At 57.9% G+C, this 26,442-nt stretch carries 27 protein-coding genes and 1 pseudogene; 15 read left to right on the top strand and 13 right to left on the bottom strand.

Annotated features, from left to right (window positions below):
- Nucleotides 1–114 precede the first annotated feature (114 nt).
- On the top strand, nt 115–1,644 hold the full coding sequence (locus M2447_RS08590) for an RtcB family protein (protein ID WP_277558268.1): 1,530 nt from the start codon (nt 115–117) through the stop codon (nt 1,642–1,644).
- 279 nt (nt 1,645–1,923) lie between these two features.
- Nucleotides 1,924–2,658 (top strand): ElyC/SanA/YdcF family protein, encoded by a 735-nt coding sequence (locus tag M2447_RS08585; RefSeq protein ID WP_277558267.1) that lies wholly within the window; start codon nt 1,924–1,926, stop codon nt 2,656–2,658.
- A 249-nt stretch (nt 2,659–2,907) separates the two neighbouring features.
- Here the strand turns inward: M2447_RS08585 and M2447_RS08580 are convergent, their stop codons facing one another.
- The 6 genes from M2447_RS08580 to M2447_RS08555 all read right to left on the bottom strand — a co-directional run bounded on the left by M2447_RS08580 (nt 2,908) and on the right by M2447_RS08555 (nt 9,156).
- Complete coding sequence (locus M2447_RS08580; protein ID WP_277558266.1) at nt 2,908–3,927, bottom strand: HD domain-containing protein; 1,020 nt, start codon at nt 3,925–3,927, stop codon at nt 2,908–2,910.
- A gap of 12 nt (nt 3,928–3,939) precedes the next feature.
- Nucleotides 3,940–4,890 (bottom strand): 5'-nucleotidase, encoded by a 951-nt coding sequence (locus tag M2447_RS08575; protein ID WP_277558264.1) that lies wholly within the window; start codon nt 4,888–4,890, stop codon nt 3,940–3,942.
- Between the two features lie 14 nt (nt 4,891–4,904).
- Complete coding sequence (locus M2447_RS08570) at nt 4,905–5,477, bottom strand: isochorismatase family protein (RefSeq protein ID WP_277558262.1); 573 nt, start codon at nt 5,475–5,477, stop codon at nt 4,905–4,907.
- 146 nt (nt 5,478–5,623) lie between these two features.
- Nucleotides 5,624–7,192 (bottom strand): glucose-6-phosphate isomerase, encoded by a 1,569-nt coding sequence (locus M2447_RS08565; protein WP_277558261.1) that lies wholly within the window; start codon nt 7,190–7,192, stop codon nt 5,624–5,626.
- A 179-nt stretch (nt 7,193–7,371) separates the two neighbouring features.
- Nucleotides 7,372–8,493 (bottom strand): DNA polymerase III subunit delta, encoded by a 1,122-nt coding sequence (holA, locus tag M2447_RS08560; protein WP_277558260.1) that lies wholly within the window; start codon nt 8,491–8,493, stop codon nt 7,372–7,374.
- Between the two features lie 252 nt (nt 8,494–8,745).
- A complete protein-coding gene (locus tag M2447_RS08555; RefSeq protein ID WP_277558258.1) occupies nt 8,746–9,156 on the bottom strand; it encodes a cytidine deaminase in 411 nt (136 codons plus the stop codon).
- A 124-nt stretch (nt 9,157–9,280) separates the two neighbouring features.
- Here M2447_RS08555 and M2447_RS08550 point away from each other — a divergent pair, with 124 nt between their 5' ends.
- Nucleotides 9,281–9,877 (top strand): mechanosensitive ion channel domain-containing protein, encoded by a 597-nt coding sequence (locus M2447_RS08550; protein WP_277558257.1) that lies wholly within the window; start codon nt 9,281–9,283, stop codon nt 9,875–9,877.
- A gap of 232 nt (nt 9,878–10,109) precedes the next feature.
- Here M2447_RS08550 and M2447_RS08545 read toward each other — a convergent pair whose 3' ends face one another.
- Nucleotides 10,110–11,261 carry a homoserine O-acetyltransferase gene (locus M2447_RS08545; protein WP_277558256.1) on the bottom strand — a complete coding sequence of 384 codons (1,152 nt, stop codon included), beginning with the start codon at nt 11,259–11,261 and terminating at the stop codon, nt 10,110–10,112.
- Nucleotides 11,262–11,306: 45 nt separating this feature from the next.
- Nucleotides 11,307–12,365 (bottom strand): inorganic phosphate transporter, encoded by a 1,059-nt coding sequence (locus M2447_RS08540; protein WP_277558255.1) that lies wholly within the window; start codon nt 12,363–12,365, stop codon nt 11,307–11,309.
- A gap of 452 nt (nt 12,366–12,817) precedes the next feature.
- Between M2447_RS08540 and M2447_RS08535 the strand changes: the two genes are divergently transcribed.
- From M2447_RS08535 to M2447_RS08500, 8 genes are all read left to right on the top strand, one after another.
- Complete coding sequence (locus M2447_RS08535; RefSeq protein ID WP_343215388.1) at nt 12,818–13,390, top strand: TetR/AcrR family transcriptional regulator; 573 nt, start codon at nt 12,818–12,820, stop codon at nt 13,388–13,390.
- Between the two features lie 59 nt (nt 13,391–13,449).
- Nucleotides 13,450–14,721, top strand: a complete 1,272-nt coding sequence (locus M2447_RS08530; protein WP_277558253.1) for a multidrug effflux MFS transporter — start codon at nt 13,450–13,452, stop codon at nt 14,719–14,721.
- An 87-nt stretch (nt 14,722–14,808) separates the two neighbouring features.
- The gene (locus M2447_RS08525; RefSeq protein WP_277558252.1) at nt 14,809–15,045 is read left to right on the top strand and encodes a hypothetical protein; all 237 of its coding nucleotides are present in this window, start codon (nt 14,809–14,811) and stop codon (nt 15,043–15,045) included.
- A gap of 36 nt (nt 15,046–15,081) precedes the next feature.
- Nucleotides 15,082–15,897: a hypothetical protein gene (locus M2447_RS08520; protein WP_277558251.1), complete on the top strand. Its 816-nt coding sequence runs from the start codon at nt 15,082–15,084 to the stop codon at nt 15,895–15,897.
- A gap of 453 nt (nt 15,898–16,350) precedes the next feature.
- Nucleotides 16,351–16,536 (top strand): hypothetical protein, encoded by a 186-nt coding sequence (locus M2447_RS08515; protein ID WP_277558250.1) that lies wholly within the window; start codon nt 16,351–16,353, stop codon nt 16,534–16,536.
- Nucleotides 16,537–16,588: 52 nt separating this feature from the next.
- A complete protein-coding gene (locus M2447_RS08510; RefSeq protein WP_277558249.1) occupies nt 16,589–16,840 on the top strand; it encodes a hypothetical protein in 252 nt (83 codons plus the stop codon).
- Between the two features lie 17 nt (nt 16,841–16,857).
- Nucleotides 16,858–17,268, top strand: coding sequence for a hypothetical protein (locus M2447_RS08505; protein WP_277558248.1), 411 nt, complete (start codon nt 16,858–16,860; stop codon nt 17,266–17,268).
- On the top strand, nt 17,255–17,707 hold the full coding sequence (locus tag M2447_RS08500; RefSeq protein WP_277558247.1) for a hypothetical protein: 453 nt from the start codon (nt 17,255–17,257) through the stop codon (nt 17,705–17,707). The genes M2447_RS08505 and M2447_RS08500 overlap by 14 nt, the downstream gene beginning before the upstream one ends.
- Before the next feature lie 278 nt (nt 17,708–17,985).
- On the opposite strand, the pseudogene M2447_RS08495 reads toward M2447_RS08500, so the two are convergent.
- The 4 genes and pseudogenes from M2447_RS08495 to M2447_RS08480 form a co-directional block, all read right to left on the bottom strand.
- Nucleotides 17,986–18,666: pseudogene (locus M2447_RS08495) on the bottom strand (IS256 family transposase); the annotation flags it as partial.
- Nucleotides 18,667–18,860: 194 nt separating this feature from the next.
- The gene (locus tag M2447_RS08490; RefSeq protein ID WP_277558246.1) at nt 18,861–19,931 is read right to left on the bottom strand and encodes an inorganic phosphate transporter; all 1,071 of its coding nucleotides are present in this window, start codon (nt 19,929–19,931) and stop codon (nt 18,861–18,863) included.
- A 65-nt stretch (nt 19,932–19,996) separates the two neighbouring features.
- Nucleotides 19,997–20,638, bottom strand: a complete 642-nt coding sequence (locus M2447_RS08485; protein WP_277510821.1) for a DUF47 family protein — start codon at nt 20,636–20,638, stop codon at nt 19,997–19,999.
- Between the two features lie 182 nt (nt 20,639–20,820).
- On the bottom strand, nt 20,821–21,435 hold the full coding sequence (locus M2447_RS08480) for a hypothetical protein (RefSeq protein ID WP_277558244.1): 615 nt from the start codon (nt 21,433–21,435) through the stop codon (nt 20,821–20,823).
- Here M2447_RS08480 and M2447_RS08475 point away from each other — a divergent pair.
- Complete coding sequence (locus M2447_RS08475; protein WP_277558242.1) at nt 21,422–21,646, top strand: hypothetical protein; 225 nt, start codon at nt 21,422–21,424, stop codon at nt 21,644–21,646. The genes M2447_RS08480 and M2447_RS08475 overlap by 14 nt on opposite strands.
- 71 nt (nt 21,647–21,717) lie before the next feature.
- Here M2447_RS08475 and M2447_RS08470 read toward each other — a convergent pair whose 3' ends face one another.
- Nucleotides 21,718–22,764 carry a nucleoside hydrolase gene (locus M2447_RS08470; RefSeq protein ID WP_277558240.1) on the bottom strand — a complete coding sequence of 349 codons (1,047 nt, stop codon included), beginning with the start codon at nt 22,762–22,764 and terminating at the stop codon, nt 21,718–21,720.
- A 403-nt stretch (nt 22,765–23,167) separates the two neighbouring features.
- Between M2447_RS08470 and M2447_RS08465 the strand changes: the two genes are divergently transcribed.
- From M2447_RS08465 to rbsK, 3 genes are all read left to right on the top strand, one after another.
- Nucleotides 23,168–24,196 carry a LacI family DNA-binding transcriptional regulator gene (locus tag M2447_RS08465; protein WP_108824764.1) on the top strand — a complete coding sequence of 343 codons (1,029 nt, stop codon included), beginning with the start codon at nt 23,168–23,170 and terminating at the stop codon, nt 24,194–24,196.
- A 130-nt stretch (nt 24,197–24,326) separates the two neighbouring features.
- Nucleotides 24,327–25,352 (top strand): GRP family sugar transporter, encoded by a 1,026-nt coding sequence (locus M2447_RS08460; RefSeq protein WP_277510814.1) that lies wholly within the window; start codon nt 24,327–24,329, stop codon nt 25,350–25,352.
- Nucleotides 25,353–25,368: 16 nt separating this feature from the next.
- On the top strand, nt 25,369–26,298 hold the full coding sequence (gene rbsK / locus M2447_RS08455) for a ribokinase (RefSeq protein WP_277558237.1): 930 nt from the start codon (nt 25,369–25,371) through the stop codon (nt 26,296–26,298).
- Nucleotides 26,299–26,442 lie beyond the last annotated feature (144 nt).

Here is a 26,442-nt window from a genome sequence, read left to right as displayed (position 1 = left end):
ATAGCCGCAAAAGGCACAAGAAGCACAAAACGAACCCTGCTTTCTTTGCGCCTTTTTGGGCCTCTTTGCGGCTATTCCAATTCTCAAAAAAACACACACATTATGAATACCAACATGGAAATCAAAGCACGCGATCTCATCGCCGCCGGCTGGCACGAGGGCAAACGCCTCGGCCCTGCGCTCCGTCGCGCCCGCGAACTCGAGGCGTCCGGACTCCCGCGCGCGCACATGCTCGCGCAACTCGAGGCCGAGTTTCCGAAACAGCTCATCGTCGCCTTGCCGCGCCACGAGCCCGCGCCGCTTGCCGAGGCGATTGAGGCGGAAACGCCGGAGGAAATCGCCAACGTCGAACTTGCCCGCCAGCGCATGCGCGAACTGCTCACGATGCCCGTCGTGCAGCGCGGCGTCATCATGCCCGACGCGTGCCCGTCCGGCCCGCAACGCGCGTGCATTCCAGTCGGCGGCGCAATCGCCGTCGAAAACGCGATCATTCCCGGCGCGCACTCGTCCGACATTTGCTGCTCCATGTTCGCCACGTTTTTCCCGGCGAACCATCCGACGCAGGAAATCATGGACCATCTCTTCAAGCTCACGCACTTCGGCGCGGGCGAACGCCGCCGCGGCGAGCAATGGACCTCGCCCGTGCTCGACGAACCGGTATGGGAAAACCGTTTCCTGAAAAATCTCCGCTCTCGCGCGCAGGATTTCATGGGCACACAGGGCGACGGCAACCACTTCGCCTACGTCGGGCGTATCCAGTTTTCCGATACACAGCGCGCCGCGCTCGAATCCGCGGGATACACCGAGCTGGCCGGGTGGATCATGCGCCGCGACGGCGAGTTCAACGTCCTCGTCACGCATCACGGCTCGCGCGGCCTCGGCGCCGACCTCTTCAAGCGCGGCCATGTCGCCGCGCGCAAGTGGTGCGATGAAAACGCGAAGGACGTGCCCGACTCCGCCGCGTGGCTCGCCGCCGACTCACCCGAGGGCCGCGACTACTGGGACGCGTTGCAATACATCGCCCGCTGGACGCGCGAGAACCACGCGCAAATCCACGCCGCGCTCCTGCGCCGCCTCGGCCAGCGCGCGCTCGTGCAGATCGGCAACGAGCACAACTTCGTCTGGAAGCGCGGCGAGGGTGTCTTCATGCACGGCAAAGGCGCGACCCCCGCCTGGCGCGACGCGCAAGGCCGTCCGCTCCTCGGCTTGATTCCGCTCAACATGGCGCGCGAAATCCTCCTCGTGCTCGGCGCGGACAACGACGAATACCTCTCGTTCTGTCCGCACGGCGCGGGTCGCAACCTCTCGCGCTCCGCCATGCTCCGCGGCTACCGCGACGCCGACGGCGAACTCGATCCCGCGCGCGTGCAACAAACGCTCGCCGAGACGACCGCGGGCCTCGACATCCGCTGGCACAACGGCGCGCCCGACCTCTCCGAGTCCCCGCTCGGCTACAAGGACGCGACAAAAGTGAAGGCGCAAATCGAGCGCTTCGGCCTCGCGACCGTCGTCGGCGAAATCCAGCCCCGCGGCTGCATCATGGCCGGCGAGGCGCCCGAGCCGCACTGGATGCGCGTCCGCCGAGAAAAACGCGAGGCCCACAAAGCCCAGCGCCGCGAGGGCGACGCTGAGGCTGTTGAGTAAGGGGCGCGGCTCCACAGGGCCGTTTAGTAAAAGCGACGGGAAACGTTATGGAGCGCGGCGATTTATCGCCGCTTTGGGCAGCGGGATTCATCCCGCTGCCTTTTTCTTCATCGAACAGGGGGCTGAACGCGTGGCGGAGCGATGAATCGCCCTGATCAAAGCGGCACTGAAGTGCCGCACTCCAAAAGAACTTATTCACACCGGCGAATATAATCTCGCGCGGCGCGCGGCGGGTGCAATCAATCGGTTCGCAACCAAGCCGCCTTTCATCATCACGCCATGCGATTCTTTATACGAAAACAAGAACCCGACGCAGCGACGCCTTTTCATCGTCGCATCCGTTGGCTGCGCGTGGCCGGCGCGCTGGCGGTCGCAAGCGTGTTGTTTGTCGCGTTCGCGAATTATTATATAATCACGGCAAGCCGGGATTATATATACGATGATATTGCGTCCGTTCCGGCGCGCGATGTCGGGCTTGTGCTGGGGGCGAGCTCGCATCTGGCCGATGGTCGCGAAAACATGCACTTTGTTTCGCGCATGGACGCGGCGGCGGCGCTGTATCACGCGGGAAAGGCGCGGCATTTGCTTGTGAGCGGTGACAATCATAGCGCCGATTACGACGAGCCGACGGCGATGAAAAACGCGCTCATTGCGCGCGGTGTGCCAGCGGACGCGATCACGTGCGATTTCGCCGGGTTTCGCACTTATGACTCGGTCGTTCGCGCGAAGGAAATTTTCGGCCTGTCGGATCGCGTGGTGATTGTCACGCAGCGTTATCACAACACGCGCGCCGTGACGCTGGCGCGTGCGAACGGAATCGGCGCAATCGGATTTTGCGCGCGCGACGTTGTTTTCCGCCATTCAATCCGCACGGAAATCCGCGAGGTTGTTTCGCGCACATTCGCGATGCTGGAGATTTATATATTTCCGCACAAACCGCGCCATCTCGGACCTCGCGAGCCGATTGTTTTGTCCAAAGTTTCGGCAGGAGCACCGCAACTTGGGATGCAGTGATAGATTGAGCTTTTCGATGTGAACTATCGCGGGGAGATGCTTTTTGGGTAGGGCGAACCCTCCGGGCGAGGCGAGAATGTTTCGGCTCACCCGGAGGGTTCGCCCTACCAAAAGATGGGACTGAGCAAATCGAACATGCTCGCGACTATATTTCGTCCGGGTTTTTTTCGGGTGTTGTGTTCACCTCGCGTTGCGACCTTCAATCCGGTCACCCGAAATGAATCGCAATGATGTTGGCGGGAGTCCCGGTTACGGGGCGGGCGGCGTGCTTGTTGTCACGTTGATGAGGGGCGGTGTGACGAGGAGTTGTGAGTTGAGGCCGGGGAGTCGTTCGGAGAATTCGTCGTCGGGGGTCGCCTGACGAAGGGTGCGCTGAACCATGCCCATTTTGGCGTCGAGGTTGTCGACCATTGAAACGAAGACGGCCTCGGGCGTGGCGGCGTAGATGGCCGCGCCCCATTCGGGTTCGCCTTGGTGCGAGAGGATAATGTGCTCAAGGCGCTCGAGGAGGTCGGCGTTGAGGCGGGCCTTGAGTCCGTGTTTGCGAGCGATTTGGTAGCCGAGGACGACGTGGCCCTGGAGGATGCCCTTGCGCGAGCGGCGCGTGGCGAACGCGCCTTCGTATTCGATGGTTTTGCCGGTGTCGTGGAGGAGGATGCCGGCCATGGCGAGGTCGGGGTTGACTTCGGGATAGACGGGGAAAAGCGCCTTGGCGGCGCGCGCCATGTGCGTGGTGTGCTCAAGCAGGCCGTGGCGGTAGGCGTGGTGCATGGCGACTGCGGCGGCGGAGGCGCGAAAGGCGTCGCCGATTTCCTCGAAGACACCGCGCACGGTCATGCGGAGTTCGTCGTGCGCGATGGAATCGATGTAGCTTTGAAATTCGGCCCAGAGCGCGTCGGCGTTTTCGGGCGGGGTTTCGACAAGGTTTTCGAGCAGGTCGGGATTCTGGACGAGTTCCTCCTCGGTAAGCGGGGTGAGCTTGAGGATTCTGGGCGAGAGGCGTCCGTTGAAGTGATCGACGCGGCCCTCGATGCAGACGGGCGAGCCCTCGGCGAGCGAGCGGGTGGTGTCGAACTGCGGATGATCGGCGAAGAGGTTGGCGTTGAACGAACCGGTGCGATCGCCGACTTCGATTGAGAGAAACGGATTGCCGTTCGAAGCGGTCTTGGCCGTGCAGCGCTTGAGAATGTAGGTGCCGGTGAAAGGCGCGCCTGAAGGCGTGTCTTGTGAGCGAAGGTCGCGGACGGTGAGCTGGGGGGAGTCGGGCATGGTGAGGAAAGGTTAATTATCCTTTTTAATCTTTTTCGGTTCATTTGCTATTCCGAAAGGAATATGCACTAATGGAATGTCTTTGATTCGAGTGTCGAGGTGATCAAGTTGATCGTCGAAAAATATATGAGGTTTTAAGGTTTCTAATATTCTCTTTTTTTCTATTCCTCCCAAAAAGAACATTTCATCAACCTCAACATTCCAAGATTTTAATGTGTTGATTGCTCTTTCATGAGAAGGGGCGTTTCGGGCTGTAATAATTGCCGTTTTCAGAATTTTGTTTTTTATATAATTTTTTTGAAGTCTTTTTGATTCCAATTTCTGGAAAAAAGAGATTTTTTTAAAAAAGCTAGCTAACACTCCTGGGTTCAGCGGTATATTTACGTTTTCGACTTCATGCTGGTGAAATAAATCAAGTTGATTTGATTTTTTGTAAACTTTTTCAGCTTCATCGTCAGCTATAACACCATCGAAATCGAATGCAATACGCAGTTCAGAATCATTTTCATCATCATGAATGATAGTCGGAAGTATAACACCTGCTGGATATTTATTTAATATGGCCTCTTTGGCATCCTTCGCATTTGCCGTCAGGAAAAGAGATACATTAAATGCAGGAATATATTTGTATGGTGCATCTCCTGATGTGAAGCAGGCGCGTGTGATGTTTAGCTTGTATTCTTGTATGGATCGAAATACACGGGGGCTTATCTCTGGATTATTTCGTGAGAGCAAGATGACTTCTACTGGTTTCTCCTCGTGATATATTTCATTAATTTTGAGAAAACGTCTGATGAAAGGAAAAGCACATCCTTTTGGGAGGATGGCGTGGCGTTTTTCGTGTTGAATTTTTTTATATGCATCTAGTCCTTTTTCCTCAAATACACTGTGCTCAATGCGCAGATCAAACAAAGCGTTTGTAGAAATCCCTACCACCAGTTTGTCATCAATTGGGTATCCCATGTTCTTTATGAATACTATGTCGAATACTTCTTCACCAACTTCGTGAAATCTTTGAATGCCGGGTGTTCGGTGGTGCCCACCACGCTGTAGAAGATGGTTTCCGAGGGGAGGGCGTAGACGCCGAGGCGGATGAGGGCGTTCAATGCGTCGCGGGAATCGTCGGGGCGGCGGGCGCTGAGGCAATCGGTGAGGAGCGTGACTTGCAGGTCGCTGTTGATGGCGTCGAGCGCGGTTTGATAGACGCAGATAGGGGTTTCGATGCCGCAGAGGATGAGGTGCTCGACTTTGTGTTTTTCGAGGAGGGTTTCGCGGATGCCGTCGTCAGCCAGCGCGGAGAAGGTATTTTTTGCGAGCTGCAGCGGCTTGCGGCGCGTGCTTCCGGCGGCGGCTTTTAGGAATTGCGGCGCGGTGGGGCCGAGCTTTTGCGGGACTTGCTCGGTGAAGGCAACGGGGATGCCGAGCAGGCGCGCGGCTTCGATGGCGAATTCGCAGCGCGAGGAAAGTCGCCCGGCGTCGGGCATGGCTTTCAGGAAGATATCTTGCAGGTCGATGCAGAGCAGGAGGGCGCCGGGGATGGGGGAAGACATGGAGGAGAGGATGGAGGAGGCGGGAGGAATCGGAATTGATTAACCACGGAGGACGCGGATGAGCACGGAGAGGTGGAAAGGCAGAGTTCTTTTTTCTATTCGGGACTCTGTGTCTCTCCGTGCTCTCTGTGGTTAATTTTTTGCTATCAGAGCCGATACTTGGATTTGAAGGGGTTTATGTTGGCCTTCTTTTTGACGGCTTTGTTGGCGGCGAGGTGCTCCAGGATTTTGAAGGCGAGCTCGGGATCGCCGCCGACTTGCGCGGCGAGTTGCTCGGCGGTGGCGGGCTTGGCGTCGGGCGCCTGGAGCGCGGCCATGAGTTTTTGCTTGAGGGCGATCACGGCGGTGGCGGCTTTTTTGCCCGCCTCGACGCCGGGTTGGTGATAGGCGTTGATATTGACGAGGCTCGCGTAGAGGCCGACGGCGCGCTCGTAGAGGGCGATCAACATGCCGAGCGTGCGCGGGGAGATGTCGGCGACGGTGATCGTGATCGAGTGGCGGTCTTTTTCGGTGAGCGCGGCGCGGGTGCCGAGGTAGAAGCCTTGCAGGTAGTCGCCGGTGGTGACGCCGGGCTCGACCTCGATGGCGGTCTTGGCGGGGCGGTCCTTGAGGACTTCGATGAAGGTGATGAAGAAGTTGTTCACGCCCTCGCGGAGTTGCTGCACGTAGGCGTGCTGGTCGGTGGAGCCTTTGTTGCCGTAAACGGCGATGCCTTGGTTGACAACGGCGCCGGCGAGGTCGAGTTCCTTGCCGAGCGACTCCATGACGAGTTGCTGGAGGTAGCGCGAGAAGAGGAGCAGGCGGTCCTTGTAGGGGAGGATGACCATGTCCTTCGCGCCGCGTCCGTCGGTCGCGTGGTGCCACATGAGGGCAAGGAGGGCGGCGGGGTTGCGCGCGGTGTCGGCGCGGCGGGTGACCTCGTCCATGGCGGCTGCGCCGGCGAGCATGGCGTCGATGTCGATGCCTTGGAGCGCGGCGGGGAGGAGGCCGACGGCGGAGAGTTCGGAGGTGCGGCCGCCGACCCAGTCCCACATGGGGAAACGGGCGAGCCAGGCTTCGGCGGTGGCGGTTTGGTCGAGTTTGCTGCCGGCGCCGGTGATGGCGATGAAGTGCTTGGCGTAGTCGAGCTTGGCGGCGCGGAAGGCGGCGGCGGCCTCGAGCTGGCCGTTGCGGGTTTCGACGGTGCCGCCGGATTTGGAGATGACAATGACGAGGGTGCGGTCGAGGCGGCGGCGGAGCGTGTCGAGCACGTAGTCGATGCCGTCGGGGTCGGTGTTGTCGAAGAAGTGGATGTCCATTTTGTCGCGGCGGGGCTGGCCGAGGGCGTGCTGGACGAGTTGCGGTCCGAGCGCGGAGCCGCCGATGCCGACGACGAGCAGGTCGGTGAACTTCTTGCCGGTGGAGCCCTTGATTTCGCCGGAGTGGATTTTGGCGGCGAAGTCCTTAATGGAGGCGAGGGTGCCGGTGATGGCGTCGCGGAGCTCGGCGGTGGGGGCGAGGGCGGCGTTGCGGAGCCAGTAGTGGCCGACCATGCGGTTTTCGTCGGGATTGGCGATGGCGCCGCGCTCGAGCTCGGCCATGGCGGCGAAGGCGCGCTGCGCGGCGGGTTCCATGTTCGCGAAGAAATCGTCCGGGAACGGGATGCGACTGATGTCGAGCGAGAGGCCGAGCGAGGCGTTGTTGTAGTGGTATTTTTGGAAGCGTTGCCAGGTCATGATGAGTGTGGTCTACGAGTTTGCGAGTGGTTTGACATGCGGAATGAACCGCGGAATAGAAAGTTTGAGAGTTTGGATGGTGAAAATACAGGAGAAAAGCCGTTTGTTTTTCGGGGCGACACAAGCCGGATTTCAGACCTTGCTGAACGCCGGCGCGCTTGATGCGCATTCCGCGTGAACTAGGCGTTTTTGCCGAGGCAACGGAGGGTCATTTCCCGCAGGACCTGCTCCTGTTCGCTGGAGCGGCGGATGATTTCCTCGAAGGCGGCCAGGAACTCCTGCTGGTTGTCGATGAGGTCCTTCATAGATGGAAGCCGCGAGGCGAGGCGGCCGAGATACCAGGTGTTTTGGCTGAACAGGTTAAAATTGGTTTTCTCGGTGACGCCGGCGAAGTGGCGTCCGTAGGAATCGGGCGAGGCGAGTTTTTCGAAGGAGGATTTGTCGATGCCGTAATTGCCCATGCGCAGGTCTCCGGCATGGACGAGGGCGCGGGTTTGAAGCAGCAGGCGGTTGCGGCCTTGAAGCGAACTGATGAGCGGGCGGGCGTCGCCGCCGTTGAAGAAGTGACGGTGAATGGCGTCGAGTGTGCGCTGGAGGTTTCCGCTGAAAAATGCCTCGGTGGCCTCGAAGAAATCGCCCTCGGCGATATTGGGCGTGAGTTCGGCGACGTGGGCTTCCTCGATCACGGTTTCGCCGTCGTTGAGGTAGTTGGCGAGTTTGTGGACTTCCTCGATGAGGAGGCGCGTGTTGAGGCCGATCTTGGCAAGGAGGAGCGGGAGGGCGTTGGCGCCGAAAGTGACGCCGAGGGTTTGCGCTTCCGCGGTGACAATGGGGGCGAATGCCTCGGGCTTGTTCTTGTCGGATGAGTCCCCGCCGCAAAGGGTGAAGTCCGCGTTTTTCTCGCACCATTTGTAGAAGCTGCGGCGCTTGTCGATGGGCGCGGCGGTGATGAGGATGGCGACTTGCCCGGGGTCGTTGTCGGCGAGGATTTCCCGGAGGTTGTCGACTTGGGCGAGCGTTGACTCGGCGCGCCCGGTCTGGTTGTCGGCGAGGAAGGTGGCGTCCTTGAGCCAGACGAGACGGCGGTCGCCGAACATGGAGATGGTCTGCACACTGTCGCGGAAGCGGTTCACGGCGGCCTCGACCTCGGCGACGTTGTTGGCGGTGCCGTTGATGATTTCGCGTGAAAACTCGTCGGTGATGGTCGCGGCGATTTCATCGTAGCGCGCCTTGCCTTCGCGGCTGACGAGAAAATCGTCGGCGCCGCAGATGAAGATAAAGGGTTTGGCGGAAGCTGGCATGTCGTCCCCAAGATGCGAACGGCGGCGCGGGGTAACAAGAAAGAATCAAGTTTTCGGGCGATTTAATCACTGGAGGAGGGGCGTGCGCGCGCCTTTCGCTTCCCCTGGTAATTAAAGTCAACGCGCATCGCGGCGTCGGCGACCCGGCCGACCGGAAGGTGGATGCTTTTGATCGCGCCGCCGCGCACGGCGCTTGTTTTAAAGGGGAGGGCGCGACGGGGGCGGCGGGTTTTGTTTTTTGCGAACGGAAAGTCAGGCCAGGTTTTTGGGGCCGAAGGCGCGCGGCAGCAAGATGTCGAGCGTTGTGTCGACCAGGTCGTCGCTGTCGCAAACGGAGATGACGCGGGCTTGCGGGCCGAATTCGTTGATCACCTGGCGGCACGCGCCGCAGGGCGGGGATGCGGTTTTCGTGGGCGTGTAAACGACGACGCAGCGCACCTCGCGCTCGCCGCCCGCGACCGCGGTGAAGATGGCGGTGCGCTCGGCGCAGTTGCACAGGCCGTGGGATGCGTTTTCGACATTGGCGCCGGTGTAGGTTTTGCCGGAGCCGGCGAGGATTGCCGCCCCGACGGGAAACCCGCTGTAGGGGGAGTGGGATTTTTTCGCCGCGGCGCGCGCGGCTTTTTTCAAACACCGCACGGTTGCGGAGGGAATCTTTTTCATGGGATGAAAAGTGGGAGGTTGGGGATGATGAAAGAACTAGGTTGGGACACGTGGCAATTGTTTCCGTGCCGCCCTCAAAAGTCTTGCGATTTTCCCCCGTCAAGGCGTGCTCAATGCAACTCCCATGAACTGGCTCTTCGAACAGTCCACCATTGATGACATCAAGCGCGTTTCGTTGCACATCGTCGGCCATCTACCCAAGGCGCTTGTCTACATCGCATTCATCACGGTCTTGTATTTTATCGCCAAGCGGCTGCTGCTCTTTTTGTCGATGCGCACCAGCGCCACGTTTGCCGAGCCCATGCGGCGCGCGACCAAGTATTTTTTTGTTTTTGTCGGTGTGATCGCCGTGTTCGGCGCGTTCGAGGCCGACCTCGGCAGCCTTTGGGCGATGATCGGCACGGTGGCCGCGCTGATCGCCGTCGGGTTTGTCGCCATGTGGAGCGTGCTCAGCAATCTTTCGTGCACCGTGCTGATTTTGTTTTTCCGCCCGTTCGAGGTTGGCGACGACATAGAGTTCACCGACCCCGCCGGATTGCGCGGCAAGGTCATCAATCTCAACTTTGCCTACACGACATTGCGGGATGACGAGGGTCGCCTGCTCCAGATTCCAAACAACCTCTTCTTTCAGCGCATCGTGAAACGCCGCCCCGGGCGCAAGGACGTCGAGACCACGCTGGCCGAGCAACTCTACAAGGACGAGCACCACAAGGAGGTCTGAGGGCGCGAATTCACTTTCGGCGCATGTTTCCGGCCGGCGCTTTCCCGGTTGCCTGGGCGCGGTGTTCATCAACCGAGGACGCCAGTGTTTTGAGAACCGCGAGACCGTCCGCCTCCGCAACAGTCGCATCACCGCGGCGGGCACGTCGAAAGAAAGCGCGCGCGGCCGCGTTTTTTTGCGATGCCCGGAACCAAAACGCATCCCGCGTCGCCCTGGCGCATGCGCGCCGCTCCTACTTCAAAAAACCGCGCACGAGGGCGTAGAGTTCCTCGGATTCGAGCAGGAAGGAGTCGTGGCCGAGGTCGGTCGTGATTTCGGCATAGCTGGCGCGCTTGCCTTCGCGGAGCAGGGCGAGGACAATTTCGCGGTTTTGATCCGGGGGAAACAGCCAGTCGCTCGTGAAGCCGACGACGAGTGTTTCGGCCTCGATTTTCTCGAAGGCTTTTTCAAGCGAACCGTGGGCCTCGGCGAGGTCGAAGTGGTCGATGGCGCGCGTGATGTAGAGATAGGAGTTCGCGTCGAAACGATTGATGAAAGCCTCGCCCTGGTAGCGCAGGTAGCTTTCGACCTCGAACTGCGCGTCGAATGTGTAGGCGGCGGTGGAGCTTTCGGCGGCGGTGCGCTTGCGCCCGAACTTGCGGTCCATGCTCGCGTCGGAGACGTAGGTGATGTGCGCCATCATGCGCGCGATGGCGAGCCCCACGCGCGGACCTCCGTTTTTGGGATAGTCGCCGTGGTTCCAGTCGCGATCCTGCATGATGGCCTGGCGTCCGACTTCGTTGAAGCCGATGCCTTGCGCGCTTTCGCGGGCGGTGGTGGCCATGGGCAGGAGTTTGCGGACAAAGGCGGGATACTCGATGCCCCATTGGAGGACTTGCATGCCGCCCATCGAGCCGCCGATCACGGCGTAGAGCGATTCGATGCCGAGGGAGTCGATCAGGCGTTTTTGCGCGCGCACCATGTCGCGGATGGTGACAAAGGGAAACGTCATGCCGAACACGCGGCCCGTTTGCGGGTTGATCGTGGAGGGGCCGGTCGAGCCCTGGCAGCCGCCGAGGCAGTTGGAGCAGATGACAAACCAGTGGTTGGTGTCGACCGCCTTGCCGGGGCCGATGAGGTTGTTCCACCAGCCGGGCTTGCGGTCGGCGAGGGTGTGGATGCCGGCGCTGTGGTGATCGCCGCTGAGTGCGTGGCAGATGAGGATGGCGTTGTCGCGCGCGGGGTTGAGGCGTCCGTAGGTTTCGTAGCGAAGCGTGAAGCCGGGGAGTTTCTGGCCGCTTTCAAAAACAAACTCGCCGGTCGAAACAAAATCGCGCGGTTGCACGATCCCGACTTCCCCGGGTTCGGCGCGTTCGATTGTGTTTTTGCCAGCGGCGTCGTTCATGTTGTGCGTGCGGGTTTTCCGGGAGCCGAAAAACGGGCGCTCGGTTTATGCCATCCATTCAAATGAAAATAGCAAGTGCGCGAGTCGCATCAGGCCGTAGCCGATCAGTCCCGTCACCGGTATGGTGAGCACCCATGCCCAGACGATGCGCCCGACAATGCCCCATTTGACCGCGCTGAAACGCTTCACCGAGCCGACGCCCATGATCGAGGTCGAGATGACATGTGTGGTCGAGAGCGGCACGCCGAAATGCGTGGCGGTTTCGATGACCATGGCGGCGGTTGTCTCGGCGGCGAAGCCGTTTATGGGCTGAAGTTTTACCATCTTGTGGCCCATGGTTTTGATGATGCGCCAGCCGCCCGCGGCGGTGCCGGCGGCCATGGTGAGCGCGCAGGCGATGATGACCCAGGTGTGCACTTCCATCGTCTCGACGCGCAGGAACGAGAGCCATTCGGGCAGGTCCTTGAACGCGCCTGTTTGCGTGCCGGTGAGGAGCGCGAGGGTGACGATGCCCATGGTTTTTTGCGCGTCGTTGGAGCCGTGGCTGAAACCCATCCACGCGGCGCTCATCACCTGGAGCTTTCCGAAAATCATGTTGATGAAGCGCGGTCGCACGCGGCTCAACGCCTTGTAAAGCGTGAACATGACGATCGCCGCCACCACAAACCCGACGCACGGTGCGATTAACATGGGGCCGACGACCTTGGGCCAGAGGCCGGTGGCCCAGTGGAGCACGCTCCAGTCGCCGTGCGTGGAGGCGAGCGCCGCGCCGCAGAGCCCGCCGATGAGCGCATGGCTGGAGCTCGACGGCAGGCCGAGCCACCAAGTCAAGACGTTCCAAAAAATCGCGCCGAGCAGCGCGCAGAGCACCGTGGGCATCGCGATCACGCTGGTGTCCACGATTCCCGCGCCGATTGTCTTCGCCACGCTGGTGCCCATGATGAGCGCGCCGGCGAGGTTCATGACCGTGGCCAGCAGGATCGCCTGGCGCGGCGTGAGCACCTTGGTCGAGACGACAGTGGCGATGGAGTTGGCTGTGTCGTGGAAGCCGTTGATGTATTCAAAGGCGAGCGCGGTCAGCAGGACGATCAGGAAGAGTGTCATGAGGGATCGTGGCGGATGTGATGGTGCGGAAAAATGCGATGGAGCTTCAAATTGAATCCGAATCGCTGAAAAATTTCACGCAGATTTGCGGGAAAAAATTGGGAGCGGCTTTTTGCGAACGCCTTTTGCGGATGCCCTGGCGGAATGGCGCCGGGATAAGGATGGTTGTCGCCTGAAAGGTGGCGCCGATATTTCTTTTGCGCAATTCCAATACGTTGGAACGTGGCGGATTATGCGTCGGGCGGGTTTCGCGCGAGGCGGCGGTTCGCCATGGCTGCGCCGCCTTTGCCTGCGCCATTCCGTCCCGCCCTCCCTCGGAATTCTCCTTCCGCCCGCCGTCATGCCGCCTTCGATTTTTTTGTTCGCCCGGTTCCCGGGATAAAATCGTTGACTGCCTCGAATAATCTGATGAATGGGGCGCCTTTTTTTAATTAACGCTCATTAAGCAATTCATGCACGCAAAGAGAATGACAACTCAGGACAAAATTAGGCGGGCGGCCTTAAAACGATTCGCCTCGCAAGGGTTCGATGGCACGGCCATGTCCGAAATCGCAAAGGATGTCGGGATCAAAACCCCCGGCCTCTACGCTCACTTTGCGGGCAAGACCGAGCTTTTCCTCGATCTTGTGGCTCTCGTAATTGAGCAGGAGCTTTCCTACACACAACAATTCCTCAACGAACCCGGAACCCCCGAAAAACGTCTTTCCGCGTTCCTTCGCGAAACTGGCCGGCGCTTCGAGTCCAGCCCGCAGCTGCGCTTCATCCTCAACGCCGCCTACGTTCCCCCGCGGTCAATCGAAAAAAAGATCGCGAAGTCCATGCAGGGTTATTTCGACGGGATTGAGCAGATTGTGCAGAACGTCTTCAAGAACCTGCCGCCATCACGAATGACCTCCCGGCAGCTTGCCGCGGCCTACATCGGGATCATCGACAGCCTCCAGGCGGAGCTGCTCTACGGGGGACATGAGAAATTCCAAAAACGCCTTGATGCGATGTGGGCGCTTTTTTGCCTCGCAATCAAGTAGCGGGCGCGTCGCGCGCCGCCGCATTCAACAAGATTCCGGATACCGGAGAGGAAACTATTATGAAGAATCAACACGTCATCAGTGGAAAAAAGGAAGCCACGCTGGGCCTGCTCGTCCTGCTGGGCGCCTTTACCGCATTCGATTCCATAGCGATCGACATATACCTGCCCGCCTTCAACGTCATCGAGTCCGACCTTAATCTCCGCGCCGGATTGATGCCGGTGTCGCTTTCCGTGTTCCTCATCGGACTCGCGCTCGGGCAGGCGATCAGCGGGCCGATTGCGGATGGTCTTGGGCGGCGCATACCGTTGCTCGCCGGCGTTGTCCTCTTCGGCGCGGCTTCCTGCCTGGTGGCTGTTTCCACGAACGCCACCATGCTCATGACCGGCAGGCTTCTTCAGGGAATCGGCGGGGCAACCGGTCTTGTTATTCCGCGCGCCATTGTCAGCGACCTGTATGAGGCGAACCAGGCGACAAGGATATACACCTTTCTTATTCAGGTGCAGTCGATCTCTCCGATCCTTGCGCCCATCATTGGTGGTGTGATACTCAGCCTCATGGGCTGGCGCGCGATCTTTTGGGTTCTCGTGGTCTTCGCCTTGGCCGCATGGGGGTTCGCGTGTTTTTTCATTCCTGAAACCCAGCCGATCCAGATGCGTTCGCGCCTCACTCCCGCGGGCGTATTCAAAGACTACTGGGAGATTATAAAGAACCGGCGTTACCTCGGAATGGCGCTCTCCAGCGGACTGATCATGGGAACGCTCTTCACTTACATCAGCGGGTCGTCCTTTATTTTCATGACGCATTTCGGGATGTCGCCAACTGTCTACAGCATCATGTTTGCGGCCTATTCCGTCGGCATGATTCTGGTTGGGCAGTGGAACATGTATTTATGCTCCCGCATGAGTGTGCGGAAAAATCTTAGGTTTGGCTTTACTGTCCACCTCGGTTGCCTTGGCGTGCTGCTCGCGGCCCTGCTGCTCGGCGTTGAAAACGCGGTCGTTGTTTGCGGGCTGTTGTTCTGTGCGATATCCAGCCTTAGTTTTTTGTTCGGCGGGCTCACCTCCGAGGCCATTTACTGTGTCAGCGCCCAGCGTGCGGGCACCGCCTCCGCGTTGCTCGGCGTGGTGCAATACGTCATCGGCGGAGGGGCGGGCATTCTGCTTGGACTCATTCCCAACGGCACGTTGCTTCCCCTGGTTTTGCTCCTCTGCGCCTGTTCCGCGCTCGCCCTCATGTTCTGGCGATCCGCCAGTTCGCTCGCAAGTTTTCGCATCGTGAACACAACCGTGTCCGTCTCCACGGAGGAAGACCGGCGGTCGGTATCCTAGGAGTTTTTGAAGGGATCGGGCTCATGCTCGTTGATTAATTAAGTTGACCGAATGAAGGGGAGTCGGAGCATCGCGGGCATGCCCCGCATGATGCAAATCCAGTATCCGAATGTCCGTTACCGCCTGGTCGACCGCAACAATTACAAGGCGGAGCCAATGGAGTCGCGTCGGGAGGAGACGCTGACCCGTGCGCCAGTTTGGTGGATTGCGAAAAAGCTGAACTTGGGCAGGCCCTCAAGCGGTCGCAAATACGTGCGTGGAAATCAAATCAACACCTATGAAAATCAACAAAACCCGGCCCGTTCCCATTTGCCCCATCAGTGAAAATGATTGGATGGAATTAATTGTATGGAAATGAATATGAAAAAGAAAATATTACTATCATTATTGTATTTTGTCTTAATAATAAATGTTCTATCGAATGATGACGGTGAAACAAAATGCGCAATCGCATTCCCTATATTATTAGATAATATGAAAATATCTATTGTAGATGAAGTGCAAGTTCAGAAACTTAAGGCATGGATTGAAGAAAAGGAAATTCTGTCGCTTGATAGAGGGGCGCTTTTAAATAAACTTGGAGCGGTGACGCCGGCTTGTGTTGTCTTTTTAGGGGGGCGTGAATTGTGGGTTTACGTCGATAATCACGAAAAAAAAGAGCGTGGAGCCTTGACGAGGGATGAGCTTGCCGAATTGTATCGGTATTTTGAATTGGATAAAATGGCATGGCGTTTTCGTGATTTGGTGTTGTCGCCTTCTGAGATGTCAAAAAAGCAACGCGATATCCTAAATAAGGCACCTGAAAAAAAGGGGGGCGCTCAATATTCTATATCATTTAACAAATTGAACAATACGAAAATATTGATCGCTGACGAGGCGCGCAATAAAAGTATAAGAAATTGGCTCAAGCAAAAAAAAATTACCTCTGCCAATCCCGCAAAATTCGACCGGATGTATCCTGATTGCATTGTTCAAATGGGTGAGCATATTTTTAGAATATACACTTATGGAAAGAAAAAAATTCGCGGTGCCGTAACAAAGCAAGAACTCAATGAGTTTTTCATTATTTTAGAATTGGATAGGCTAGCGTGGGTTTTCCAGAGATACACTAAAAGTGAACCAGCCACGCCAACCATGTCAAATGGCATGGCAACTTCGGCTAAAATGCAAAAGTGAAACCAACGTGTTACGCGCCGAATTGATATCCGTGATTTTGCCGAATTGAGCGCGTAGCATTTTTACGATAATCCCGAAGTGTTGCCGGACAGGCGTCCACATTTGTCGCCATATTGCCGCGCTACAGTCGTATTTACGACGAGCATGGCAAACGTAAATGAGCATCCGGCGACCCACCCCGTGACATTCGGGAAGAAAACCCGGTATGCTGGGCGGAATGGAAACAATTGAAGCGGAAAAGGAGGTGAGATTCGCGTGGTCGGCGCATAATGGATGCGAGGAGAGGGGAGGAGTTGTTCGCGCGCTTTGATGCAAGCGGCATGACACAAAAGGCCTTTGTGAAACGAGAGGACGTGAACATCCACACGTTTGTCGCGAAAGGTGAAAATGGAGACAGGTAACATGAGACTCAGAGTCGAGAACTACGGGTAAGCGGGGTAGACTTTGGCTGTCATGTTACCTGTCTCCGCGGATTGCCTCATTCCCAACAGCACGTTGCTTCCCTTGGTTTTGCTCCTCTGCGCCTGTTCCGCGCCCGCCCTCATGTTCTGGCGATCCGCCAGTTCGCTCGCAAGTTTTCGCATCGTGAACACGACCGTATCCGTCGTCACGGAGGAAGACCGGCAGTCGGCATCCTAGGAATTTTTTGAAGGGACCGGGTCCATGATTGTTGATTAATTAAGTTGACCGAATGAACGGGAGTCGGAGCATCGCGGGCATGCCCCGCATGATGCAAATCCAGTATCCGAATGCCCGTTACCGCCTGATCGACCGCAACAATCGCAAGGCGGAGCCAATGGAATCGCGCCGGGAGGCGTCGCCGACCGGCGCGCCGGTTTGGTGGATTGTGAAAAAGCTGGACTTGGGCAGGCCCTCAAGCGGTCGCAAATACGTGCGTGGAAATCAAATTAAGGTCTATGAGAATCAACAAACAGCGTCCTGACCCTTTCAAAAATCCCTATGAGAATCAACAAACAGCGTCCTGACCCTTTCAAAAATCCCCTAGCATCACCCGAATTATCAAATAATGCATATATTATTTTAGGACACGAATTAGGACACGCTGTAGCCCGAATAAATCGATACGACACACCCACGAATTACAGAATTACATCAAGCGTAGGAGCCAATCTTGATTTGGGCATGGAAGGGGCAAATATCGAATTGATAGAAAACCGTTTAAGAACTACAGGTGCAACAAGTATGTATGGCTCACTGAAATCAAAAGATTCTGCACGAACCTCATATGGATCACACAGTGTTATGGATGCAATTGCAGGCAGCCCAGAGAGAGTTGATCAGTTTAATAAAATACGCAATCAAGTGAATAAATTTATAGATGGAATAAAGGAAAAATATGGATGTCATTAAAATTATATTTATTTTAAATACCGCATTGTTTTTATTTGGTTGTCAGCCTAAAATAAAAAATGAATCAGGCCCATTAACGGTGGCGGAGTTAAAAGGCGAGATTTTTCGAACAAACATGCTAATGGGCAAAATCATCGATGACCGGAGCGCTGCATGGCTTGAGAAAAATAACCGTTGCCTCTATTATTACGAATGCTTCGGTTATTTTATATCAGGGACGGGAATGGTGCTGCCAGCCGAGACTACTCTTGGCAATATACTTATCCGCCTGCCTGCGGGTCGGGCTTCATTTATTATGAGTTCGGCGTGTAAAGTTTCAATACTAAACTATAAAAAGAATTACAATATTTCAATCCATTACAAAGAATTTGAAAATGGTAGCGCTCTTCTGCGATATATTGTGCCCGGAGATATAATTTATGTAACTTTTCAACCATAGGAGTTTTGAATGTTACGGGCGAAGTCAAAGCAAGTCAAAAAGGGAGCAAGTCAAAAAGGGTCAGGCCGAGTTTTGTTGGTTTTTATTGATCCCACCGATTTCTGACATGATAGCATAACAACATGCCAGGTAGTGTCCGTCAAGTTTCGCACATTTTAAAAAGCATATAGTTGGCGGAGGAAGGTTATGTGTTGTTTTGTTGTTGGTTCTTTCGTGAGGGTTGAGAGCCGCGCGTAGGCCCGGCTTGGCGGGCCGCAGCGCGGTTCTCAACTTAAAGTTCACGCCGCTTGCCCTTGGGTTTCCACCAGCTTCGCGGCGTTGAGGTGGCTCATGTCCATGTAGCGTTTCTGGCCCCACTGGCTGCCGGCCACATGCCTCAGCCGCGCGGCCACCAGTATCATTGCCGAGTTGCCGTCGGGAAACGCTCCGACAGCCCGCGTTCGTCTTCGTATCTCGCGCATGAGCCGCTCCAGCGGGTTGTTTGTCCGCAATGAGCGCCAGTGCTGGCTGGGGAACTCATAATAATTGAGCGTCTCGTCGATGCTCGTTTCCACCAGTTGCGCGGCCGCGGGCAGTTTCATCTCGCGCAGCTTGGCGCTCACTTGCGCGGCTTTCACTCGCGCCGCCTCGCGGTCTTCGCTCGCGTGGATCGCCTTGAGCATCGCCGCCACTTCGCGCACTTTGCCCGCGGGCACCAGGCTCCACACGTTGCGGTAAAAGTGCACCGCGCAGCGCTGGTGTCTGGCTTCGGGATAAAACTCCGCCAGGCTTTCCACCAATCCGAGGCACTTGTCCGAGATAAATAGTTTCGCGGTTTTGAGGCCCCGTTCTTTCAGGCGTCGCAGGAAATTTTGCCACGAGGCTTTGTCCTCTTTTGTTCCTTCCTCGACTCCGAGCACTTCGCGGTAACCCTCGGCGTTCACGCCCACCGCCACAAGGATGCTCACGGGATTTTCAAAGGGGGGGATTTTCAAAGGGGTCGGGATGTTGTTTGTTGGGGATTTTCAAAGGGGGCGGGATGTTGTTTGTTGATTGAATCGTGTCGGGCCGGATGCGTTCTGCTGTTCAGAACCGGGTTGGCGCGGCATTTGGGATTGCGCTGAGGTGCGGCCATCCTCGTGGTGGTTTTATTCCAACACCGACTCGCGACGCATCAAAATGTGAACAGGACGTGCGCGAGGCGCATCAGGCCGAAACCGACGAGACAGGTGATCGGCAGTGTGAGCACCCAGGCCCAGACGATGCGGCCGACGATGCCCCACTTGACCGCGCTGAAACGCTTCACCGCGCCGACACCCATGATCGAGGTCGAGATGACGTGTGTGGTCGAGAGCGGCACGCCGAAATGCGTGGCGGCCACGATCACGCACGCCGCGGAGGTTTCGGCGGCGAAGCCGTTTATGGGCTGAAGTTTTACCATCTTGTGCCCCATGGTCTTGATAATGCGCCAGCCGCCCATCGCGGTGCCGGCGGCCATCGTGATACCGCAAAGAAGAATGACCCAAGTGTGCACCTTCATCTCGGGCGTTCGCAGAAACGATAGCCATGAGGGCAGGTCGTCGAACAGGCCGCTGGTGGTGGCAGTGCAAAGCGCGAGCGTGACGATGCCCATGCCTTTTTGCGCGTCGTTGGAGCCGTGGCTGAAACCCATCCACGCGGCGCTGACGATTTGCAGCTTGCCGAAAATCATGTTGATGAAGCGGGGGCGCACGCGTTTCAGCACAATGTAGAGAATGCTCATCACAATCACCGCCACGCCGAAGCCGATGCACGGGGCGATGAGCATGGGCATGATGACCTTGGGCCAGATGCCGATGATGTTGCCCGCCGCGTCAACAGACGACCAGTGCAACACGCTCAGGTCGCAGTGCGCCGAGGCCACCGCCGCGCCGCAAAGCCCGCCGATGAGCGCGTGGCTGGAGCTCGACGGCAGGCCGAGCCACCAGGTGAAAAGATTCCAGAAAATCGCGCCGAGCAGCGCGCAGAGCACCGCGGGCATCGTGATCACGCTCACATCGACGAGTCCCGCGCCGATTGTCATGGCCACGCTGGTGCCCATGATGAGCGCGCCGGCGAGATCGACGGTGGCCGCCATCATAACGGCCTGGCGGGGCGTGAGCACCTTGGTGGAGACGACCGTGGCGATGGAGTTGGCGGTGTCGTGGAAGCCGTTGATGAACTCGAACGAGAGGACGGCGATGATGACGAGCAGGAAAAGTGTCATGGTGTGGCGCTGCGGCTGCCGGGCGGCGTGCTGAGATTATCTGCGGGGGGACGCCGCCGGGTCGCTCAGGAGTATTTCAGCACGATTTGGAAAATCACGTTTCCGGCGTCGCGGCAGCGGTCGATTGCCTTTTCAAGCATTTCGAAAAACTCACCCAGGATGACGGTTTCCTTCGCGTCGTAGGGACCCTGGTAGAGTTCCTTTATCAATTCGAGCAGGTGCCGGTCGCCCTCGCCCTCGATGAATTGCAGGCGGGTGTTGTCCTCGCCGATGCGTTCCATGTTGGCGCCGCCGCGCAGCTGCTTGACCATGCTCACAACACACTCGGCGGCCTTGCTCAAGTAGGCGGCTTGCTGGATCAGGCTTTCGCGGGGGAGCTTGCCGGGATAAACCGAGATGCGCGAAACGAGTTTCTCGACCGTCTTGGGAATTTTGTAGAGCGCGGTCGAAAGCGCCTCGATGTCCTCGCGCTCAATGGGGGTCACGAAGGTGCGGCAGAGTTCCTCGGTGATGCGGTTGTTGATTTTTTTGTCCTTGCGACGGTTGTGAATGAACTCGTCGAGATCGGTGGAGGAATTGCGAAACGCGTCCAGCCGTTGGAGAAAGTTTGAAAGGAGCTTGGTGCTCGTGAGCGACTCTTCCGCGCTGGCTTCGAGAAGATCGTAGAATTTCTGGTCTTTGCCGAAAAGCTTTTTGAGAGAGATCATGAGGGAAGCCCAGAGGTTGGGAGATTCGACGCGACTTGGGAAATGAAAATTTTGAGAAAATAAAGGTATGTCGCAATGCGGCGGTGGACGATTGATTGCACTTCGCCTCGCGATTAGGCGCAAAAACCGGAAGGCGGTCGCGCGGGAGACGGCGTTTTATCCCGGTGGGGGGGCATTTTCCATCAATCCGCCGCCATTTGCCGGTCACCGTTGCGAGCGAATGCGGGAAAACGCACGCCGGTTTTGGCGCGGTGTGGGGTGTATTGCAATTGGTAGCAGTTTGATGGAATACGCGACGAAGCGGAGTTATTTTGGAGTGCGGTGGCAAAGGGAGCGCAAGCGACCGGCGACACCGCTTTGAACAGCGTAAGATTTTCACCGGGCGCAAATCGCTCAAAGCGGTGTCGCCGCTTCGCTTTGCCACCGCACTCCAAAGGATTGCATCTTTGCGTTTTGCTACCATTCGCAATTACACCCCGCGGTGTGTGTGTTGGACGCCTGGCACGGGACCTGTTTATTGCACGCATGGCGGTTTTGATCATGAGGCCGGAGGGCGTCCGCCGGGCGTTCTTTGAAAGTGCGGGCGACATGGGCGGGGTGGGGCGCGGCGTTTCCAAGGCATCCCAAAACTGAAGGATTTGGGGCGTGTCGCGATTGCGCGGCGTGGCTCCGAACAGCGCGATGCCCGCGGCCTTTGCGGCCGGTGGTGTCGCGTTGTCTGAAACCAAAAACATAAAACCAAAAGAAACCAAACTCTCCGCCTTTGCGCGGAGTTTATAAAAAATGAAAACAGTCAATAAACTCGCGGTTGTGCCCGGCCTCGCACTCGGTGGAGCCGTCGTCTCATCCTTCGCCTCCGGGGCGGAGGCAACTGATCCGGGGGCTTGCATCGTATCGTATCGTTCGCACAAACCTGAATTCCCCGCGCCCGAGGCAACAAAGGTGCTGTTGCCGGTGCGCTTCACGACCGCGTCGGACAACTGGGCGCGCCGTTTGGCGAGCCATTAAACAAAGCCGCCGCCCGCAATTGCGCGGGCGGCGGCTTTGTTGTTTTTAGAGTTATTTGAAGCGCGCGGCATTTACTTTTTCTGCGGCGGCTCGGAGGCGAGCGCCGCCAGGACCTCGCGCAGGCGCGCGGCTTGCACGGCGTCCACGATGAGGTAGTAGTTGTTGCCGTTTTTGTCGGCGACGAACTTTGTGTGGCCGTCGGGGCCGAATTCGACGTTGCCGGCGGGCGAGAGCGTGAAATAACCGCGGTCCTTGCCGGGCCACACGGCGTAGGCCACCGAGGTGAGATCCCAGCAGGGGCGTTCGTGCGGCGTGGGGTTGTAGGCCTGGTAGGCTTGCTGGACGGGGTGGTTTTTCACGTAGCGGTAATCGTTGTCGATGCTCCATGCGGGATAGAGCACGGCCTTGCCGATTTCAAAACCGCTCCACACGATGGGGGTCGGCCAGCCCGCGACGAGTTTGCGCGCGGCGGGCACGTCCCAGCGCACGTTGAACTCGGGCTTTTTCTTGTTGCGGGTGTCCTGTGGAAATTGCCCCGCCATGATGGAGAGGATTTTCACTTTTTGGCGGACGAGCTCCTTGCCCGAAAGGGGCGAGATGGCGTCCGGGCCGGATTCGAGCAGACGGGCGAGATTTGTGGAAAAACCAACTTGCACCATGACGATTTCGCGATCGCCGGCGGAGGCCAGCACGCGGCGTATCAAGTCAACCGATTTCGGCGCCTTGGCGGCGTTGAACTTGGCCGGATAAAGCAGCTTTCCCTTGCTGTCCTTGTAGGCGGCGACTTTCAGATACTTGCTTTCGGGAACGGCGACGGGGGCGTCGGGCGTGACTCCGATGGGAATGTTCGGCCTGCCGTAAAAGGTGTTCACCGCGGCGACAAATTGCCCCGCGTCGGGTGTCGGATAGGTGAGCGTGACGGCGAGCAGTTCGCTCTCGCCGCGGTTTTGCAACGAATGGAGCATGGCGAGCGCGAGCGCGTCATCGACATCGTTGCCCATGTCGGTGTCGAAGATGATTTTCACGGGCTTGCCCGGCTCGACGGAGTAATCCAAGGCGGACGCGAGGTTCGCCAGTAACAATGAGGACGCAATCGCTGCGATGATGAGGTTTTTCATAGGGAATAATCGTGTGGATTTTTGGGAGGGAAGACAAAAACGGCACCAAGTGAAGCACTTGTAGGGCTTCCAAAATGCGGGATTGAATTGGCAATGAGAAGAAATATGCCACTCGTGTCAACACAATCGTTTGCGCAGATTGATTTGCAGTGTAATTTAGTGTAAATCATTAAGTTGTGATATAATCAAAGGGGCTCTTTATTTATCCAATGGTATGGGGGCGCATAAATTAACCTGCGCCATGAAACTAAAAATCTGATTTATTAATTCACATCTACTTAATGTTCAATGAATTATTTTTTCATTGACGGTCGTGTTGAAATAAACTCTAACGATTGCGCAAAACCAGTAAACCCCCGCCCGCGCATTTGTCTTTGTTATCAATATAATCCGTTTTCTTGGAATGAATTCCAGGCCTCGCAACTCCCTAAAGCTCATCTCGGAAAAGTTTGGCGTTTCGCCAACCACGGTTTCGCGTGTGCTCAGCGGACAGGCCCAGAAATACCGGATTAGCCCTGAAACCGAAAAAGCGATCAAGGACTTCGCCGCGAAGGAAAACTTCACGCCAAACCCGATTGCGAAAGGCCTGCGCCTCAAAAAAACGCACACCATCGGCCTGATAATCCCCGACATCGCCAATCCCTTTTTCGCCGGCATCGCCAGCCAGGTCGTCAACGTGGCGCGCACGCACGGCTACTCAATCGTGCTTTGCGACAGCGAGGAAAACCCCGCGCTTGAAAAGCAGTCCATCGAGTTGCTCTGGGCGCGGCAGGTTGACGGCATGATTCTTTGCCCGGTCGGCCAGACGCCGGATTACCTCGAACGCTACGCGCGCGAGCAACGCCCGCTGGTGCTGGTCGATCGCGTCTTCCCCGGCCTCGGCCTGCCCTATGTGAGCGCGGACAATTTCACCGGCGCGAAAAACGCCACCGCGCACCTGCTCGACAACGGCCACCGCCGCATCGCCTGCCTGCAGGGCATGGTCGGCACCGCGCCCAGCGAGGCGCGCGTCGGCGGCTACACCGCCGCGCTCAAGGAGCGGGGCGTTCCCTTTGATCCGCGCCTTGTCGTCGGTGATTCCTTTGGCGAGCAAAGCGGCTACCTCGACACCAAGCTCCTCATCCGCGCGACCCCCGACATCACGGCGATCTTCGCCATGAGCAATCTTCTCGCGCTCGGCGCCCTGCGCGCCTTGCGCGAGGAAAACCGCAGCGTGCCCGGGGACATTTCGGTGATCGCCTTCGACGACCAGCCCTATCTCGCGCACCTTTCCCCGCCGCTCACGACCGTCGCGCAGCCGCACCTCGAAATGGGCGCCGCCGCCGTCAAGCTCCTCCTCGACGAAATGCGCGCCCCGTCGAGCGCGACGAAAAGCGGCCTGTATCTGCCCACCTCGCTCGTCATCAGGCAGTCAGTGCGAAAACTGGATTAATATAAATTAGTATAAAATAATATAAACGCCCGCGTCGCGCGTCCTGTCGTTCGCCCCGTCTTAATTTTCCGCCGTTATTGTCCAATATCAAACCTGCAAAACAAAATATAAACCCAAAATATAAAACATCATGCTAACAATACAATCATACCCCGTCGCGGTGATCCTGTGCTTCGTGACTATGCTCTGCTGGGGATCGTGGGGCAACACCCAGAAACTCGCCAGCCGTGAGTGGAAATACCAGCTATTCTACTGGGACTACGGCCTCGGCGTGCTGCTCTCCGCGCTCGTCATGGCGTTCACCATCGGGAGCATCGGCTCCGAGGGTCGCTCCTTCCTCGCCGACATCTCGCAGGCCGGCACCAACCACATGGCGCTCGCGTTTCTCGGCGGCGTTTTGTTCAACCTTTCAAACATCCTGCTCGTCATCGCAATCGACATCGCCGGCCTCGCCGTCGCGTTTCCGATTGGCGTCGGGCTTGCGCTGGTCGTCGGCACGCTGCAGACCGCATTCTTCCGCCCCGGCGAGGTCGGCAACGCCACGCAACTCTACATCGGCGTCGCGCTCGTCGCCGTCGCCATTGTCCTCAACGCCCTCGCCTACAAAAAACTCATGGCCGCCAAGAGCGGCGGCGGCAAGTCCGGCGGCTCCGCGTTTGGCATCGTGATCTCCGTCGTCGCCGGCCTCCTCATGGGCGGCGGTTTCTTCGGCCTTGTTTCCAAGGGCATGATTCAAAACTTCGCCGCGCCCGAGCCCGGCCTGATGACGCCCTACACCGCGCTCGTCGTGTTCGCGCTCGGACTCTTCCTCTCCAACTTCGTCTGGAACACCATCGCCTCGAAAAAACCCGTGCGCGGCGAACCCGTGCCCGTGAGCGACTACTTCACCAAGGGCAATCTCCGCCTGCACGCCGTCGGCATCCTCGGCGGCACGGTTTGGAATTTTGGCATGGCGTTCAGCCTCATCGCCGCCTCCGCCGCCGGCGCCGCCCTGTCCTACGCGCTCGGCCAGTGTGCCACAATGGTCGCCGCCGTCTGGGGGGTGTTCATCTGGAAGGAATTCAAGGGCGCGCCCAAGGGCACCTCCTCGCTCCTCGCCGCCATGTTTATTACCTTCTTCATCGGCATCGCCTTCCTCGTCATCTCGAAGCTCTAAACGCCATTTTCCCAATATGAAAAAACCTCGCATCCTCGTTGTCGGCAGCTCCAACACCGACATGATAATAAAACTCGGACGCATTCCGCGTCCCGGTGAAACGCTCATCGGCGGCCGGTTTGTGACCGCCGCCGGGGGCAAGGGCGCCAACCAAGCCGTTGCCGCCGCGCGCGCCGGGGCCGACGTCACCTTCGTCGCCCGCGTGGGCCGCGACATGTTTGGCGACCGGGCGCTCGCGGGACTCAAGGCCGACAAAATCAACACGCGCCACATTCAGCGCGACCCGAAAGCGCCCTCGGGCGTCGCGCTCATCTTCGTGTCCGAGTCCGGCGAAAACAGCATCGCCGTCGCCTCGGGTGCCAATGAAAAACTGCTCCCGAAGGACGTTCAAAACGCCGAGGCCGCATTCAAGAACGCCGACATGCTCGTGACGCAACTTGAAAACCCGGTTTCGTCGATCACGGCCGCCGCGCGCCTTGCGAAAAAGCACGGCGTGCCCGTCATATTGAATCCCGCCCCGGCGCCCGCCGCGCCGCTTCCGGCCTCGTTGCTCAAGCTCGTCTCGATCATCACGCCCAACGAAACCGAGGCCGAGTTTCTCTCCGGCATCAAGGTCACCGACACCGCCAGCGCCGAGGCCGCCGCCCGCGTGATCATGGGCAAGGGCGTGAAAAACGTGATCATCACGCTTGGCTCGAAAGGCGCGTATCTGTGCAACGCCGAAACGAGCAAACTCGTCCCCGTTCGCAAAGTGAAGGCGGTGGACACGACCGCAGCCGGCGACACCTTTAACGGCGCGCTTGCCGTTGCGTTGAGCGAAGGCCGGTCATTGGCCGACGCGGTGTGTTTTGCCAACGCCGCCGCGACAATCTCCGTCACCCGCTTGGGCGCCCAACCCTCCGCGCCAACGCGCGCCGAAATCGAGCGCCTGGTGCGGAAGAAATAAGCGAATGCCATTACTATTCAACCTGAAAACAGCGATTGAAGGAGGGGGAAAAGAGCACTGTTTCGCCCTAAGGAAAACTTCGTCAAGATGTTGGGTGATGAAAAACAACATTCACGAAGCGAACGAAACAGTGCATCACGAGTT

The sequence above is a fragment of the Ereboglobus sp. PH5-10 genome (assembly GCF_029504735.1).
Classification (GTDB): domain Bacteria; phylum Verrucomicrobiota; class Verrucomicrobiia; order Opitutales; family Opitutaceae; genus Ereboglobus.
Note: the sequence above shows the minus strand (reverse complement) of the source record. Positions and strands in the feature narration are given on the sequence as shown.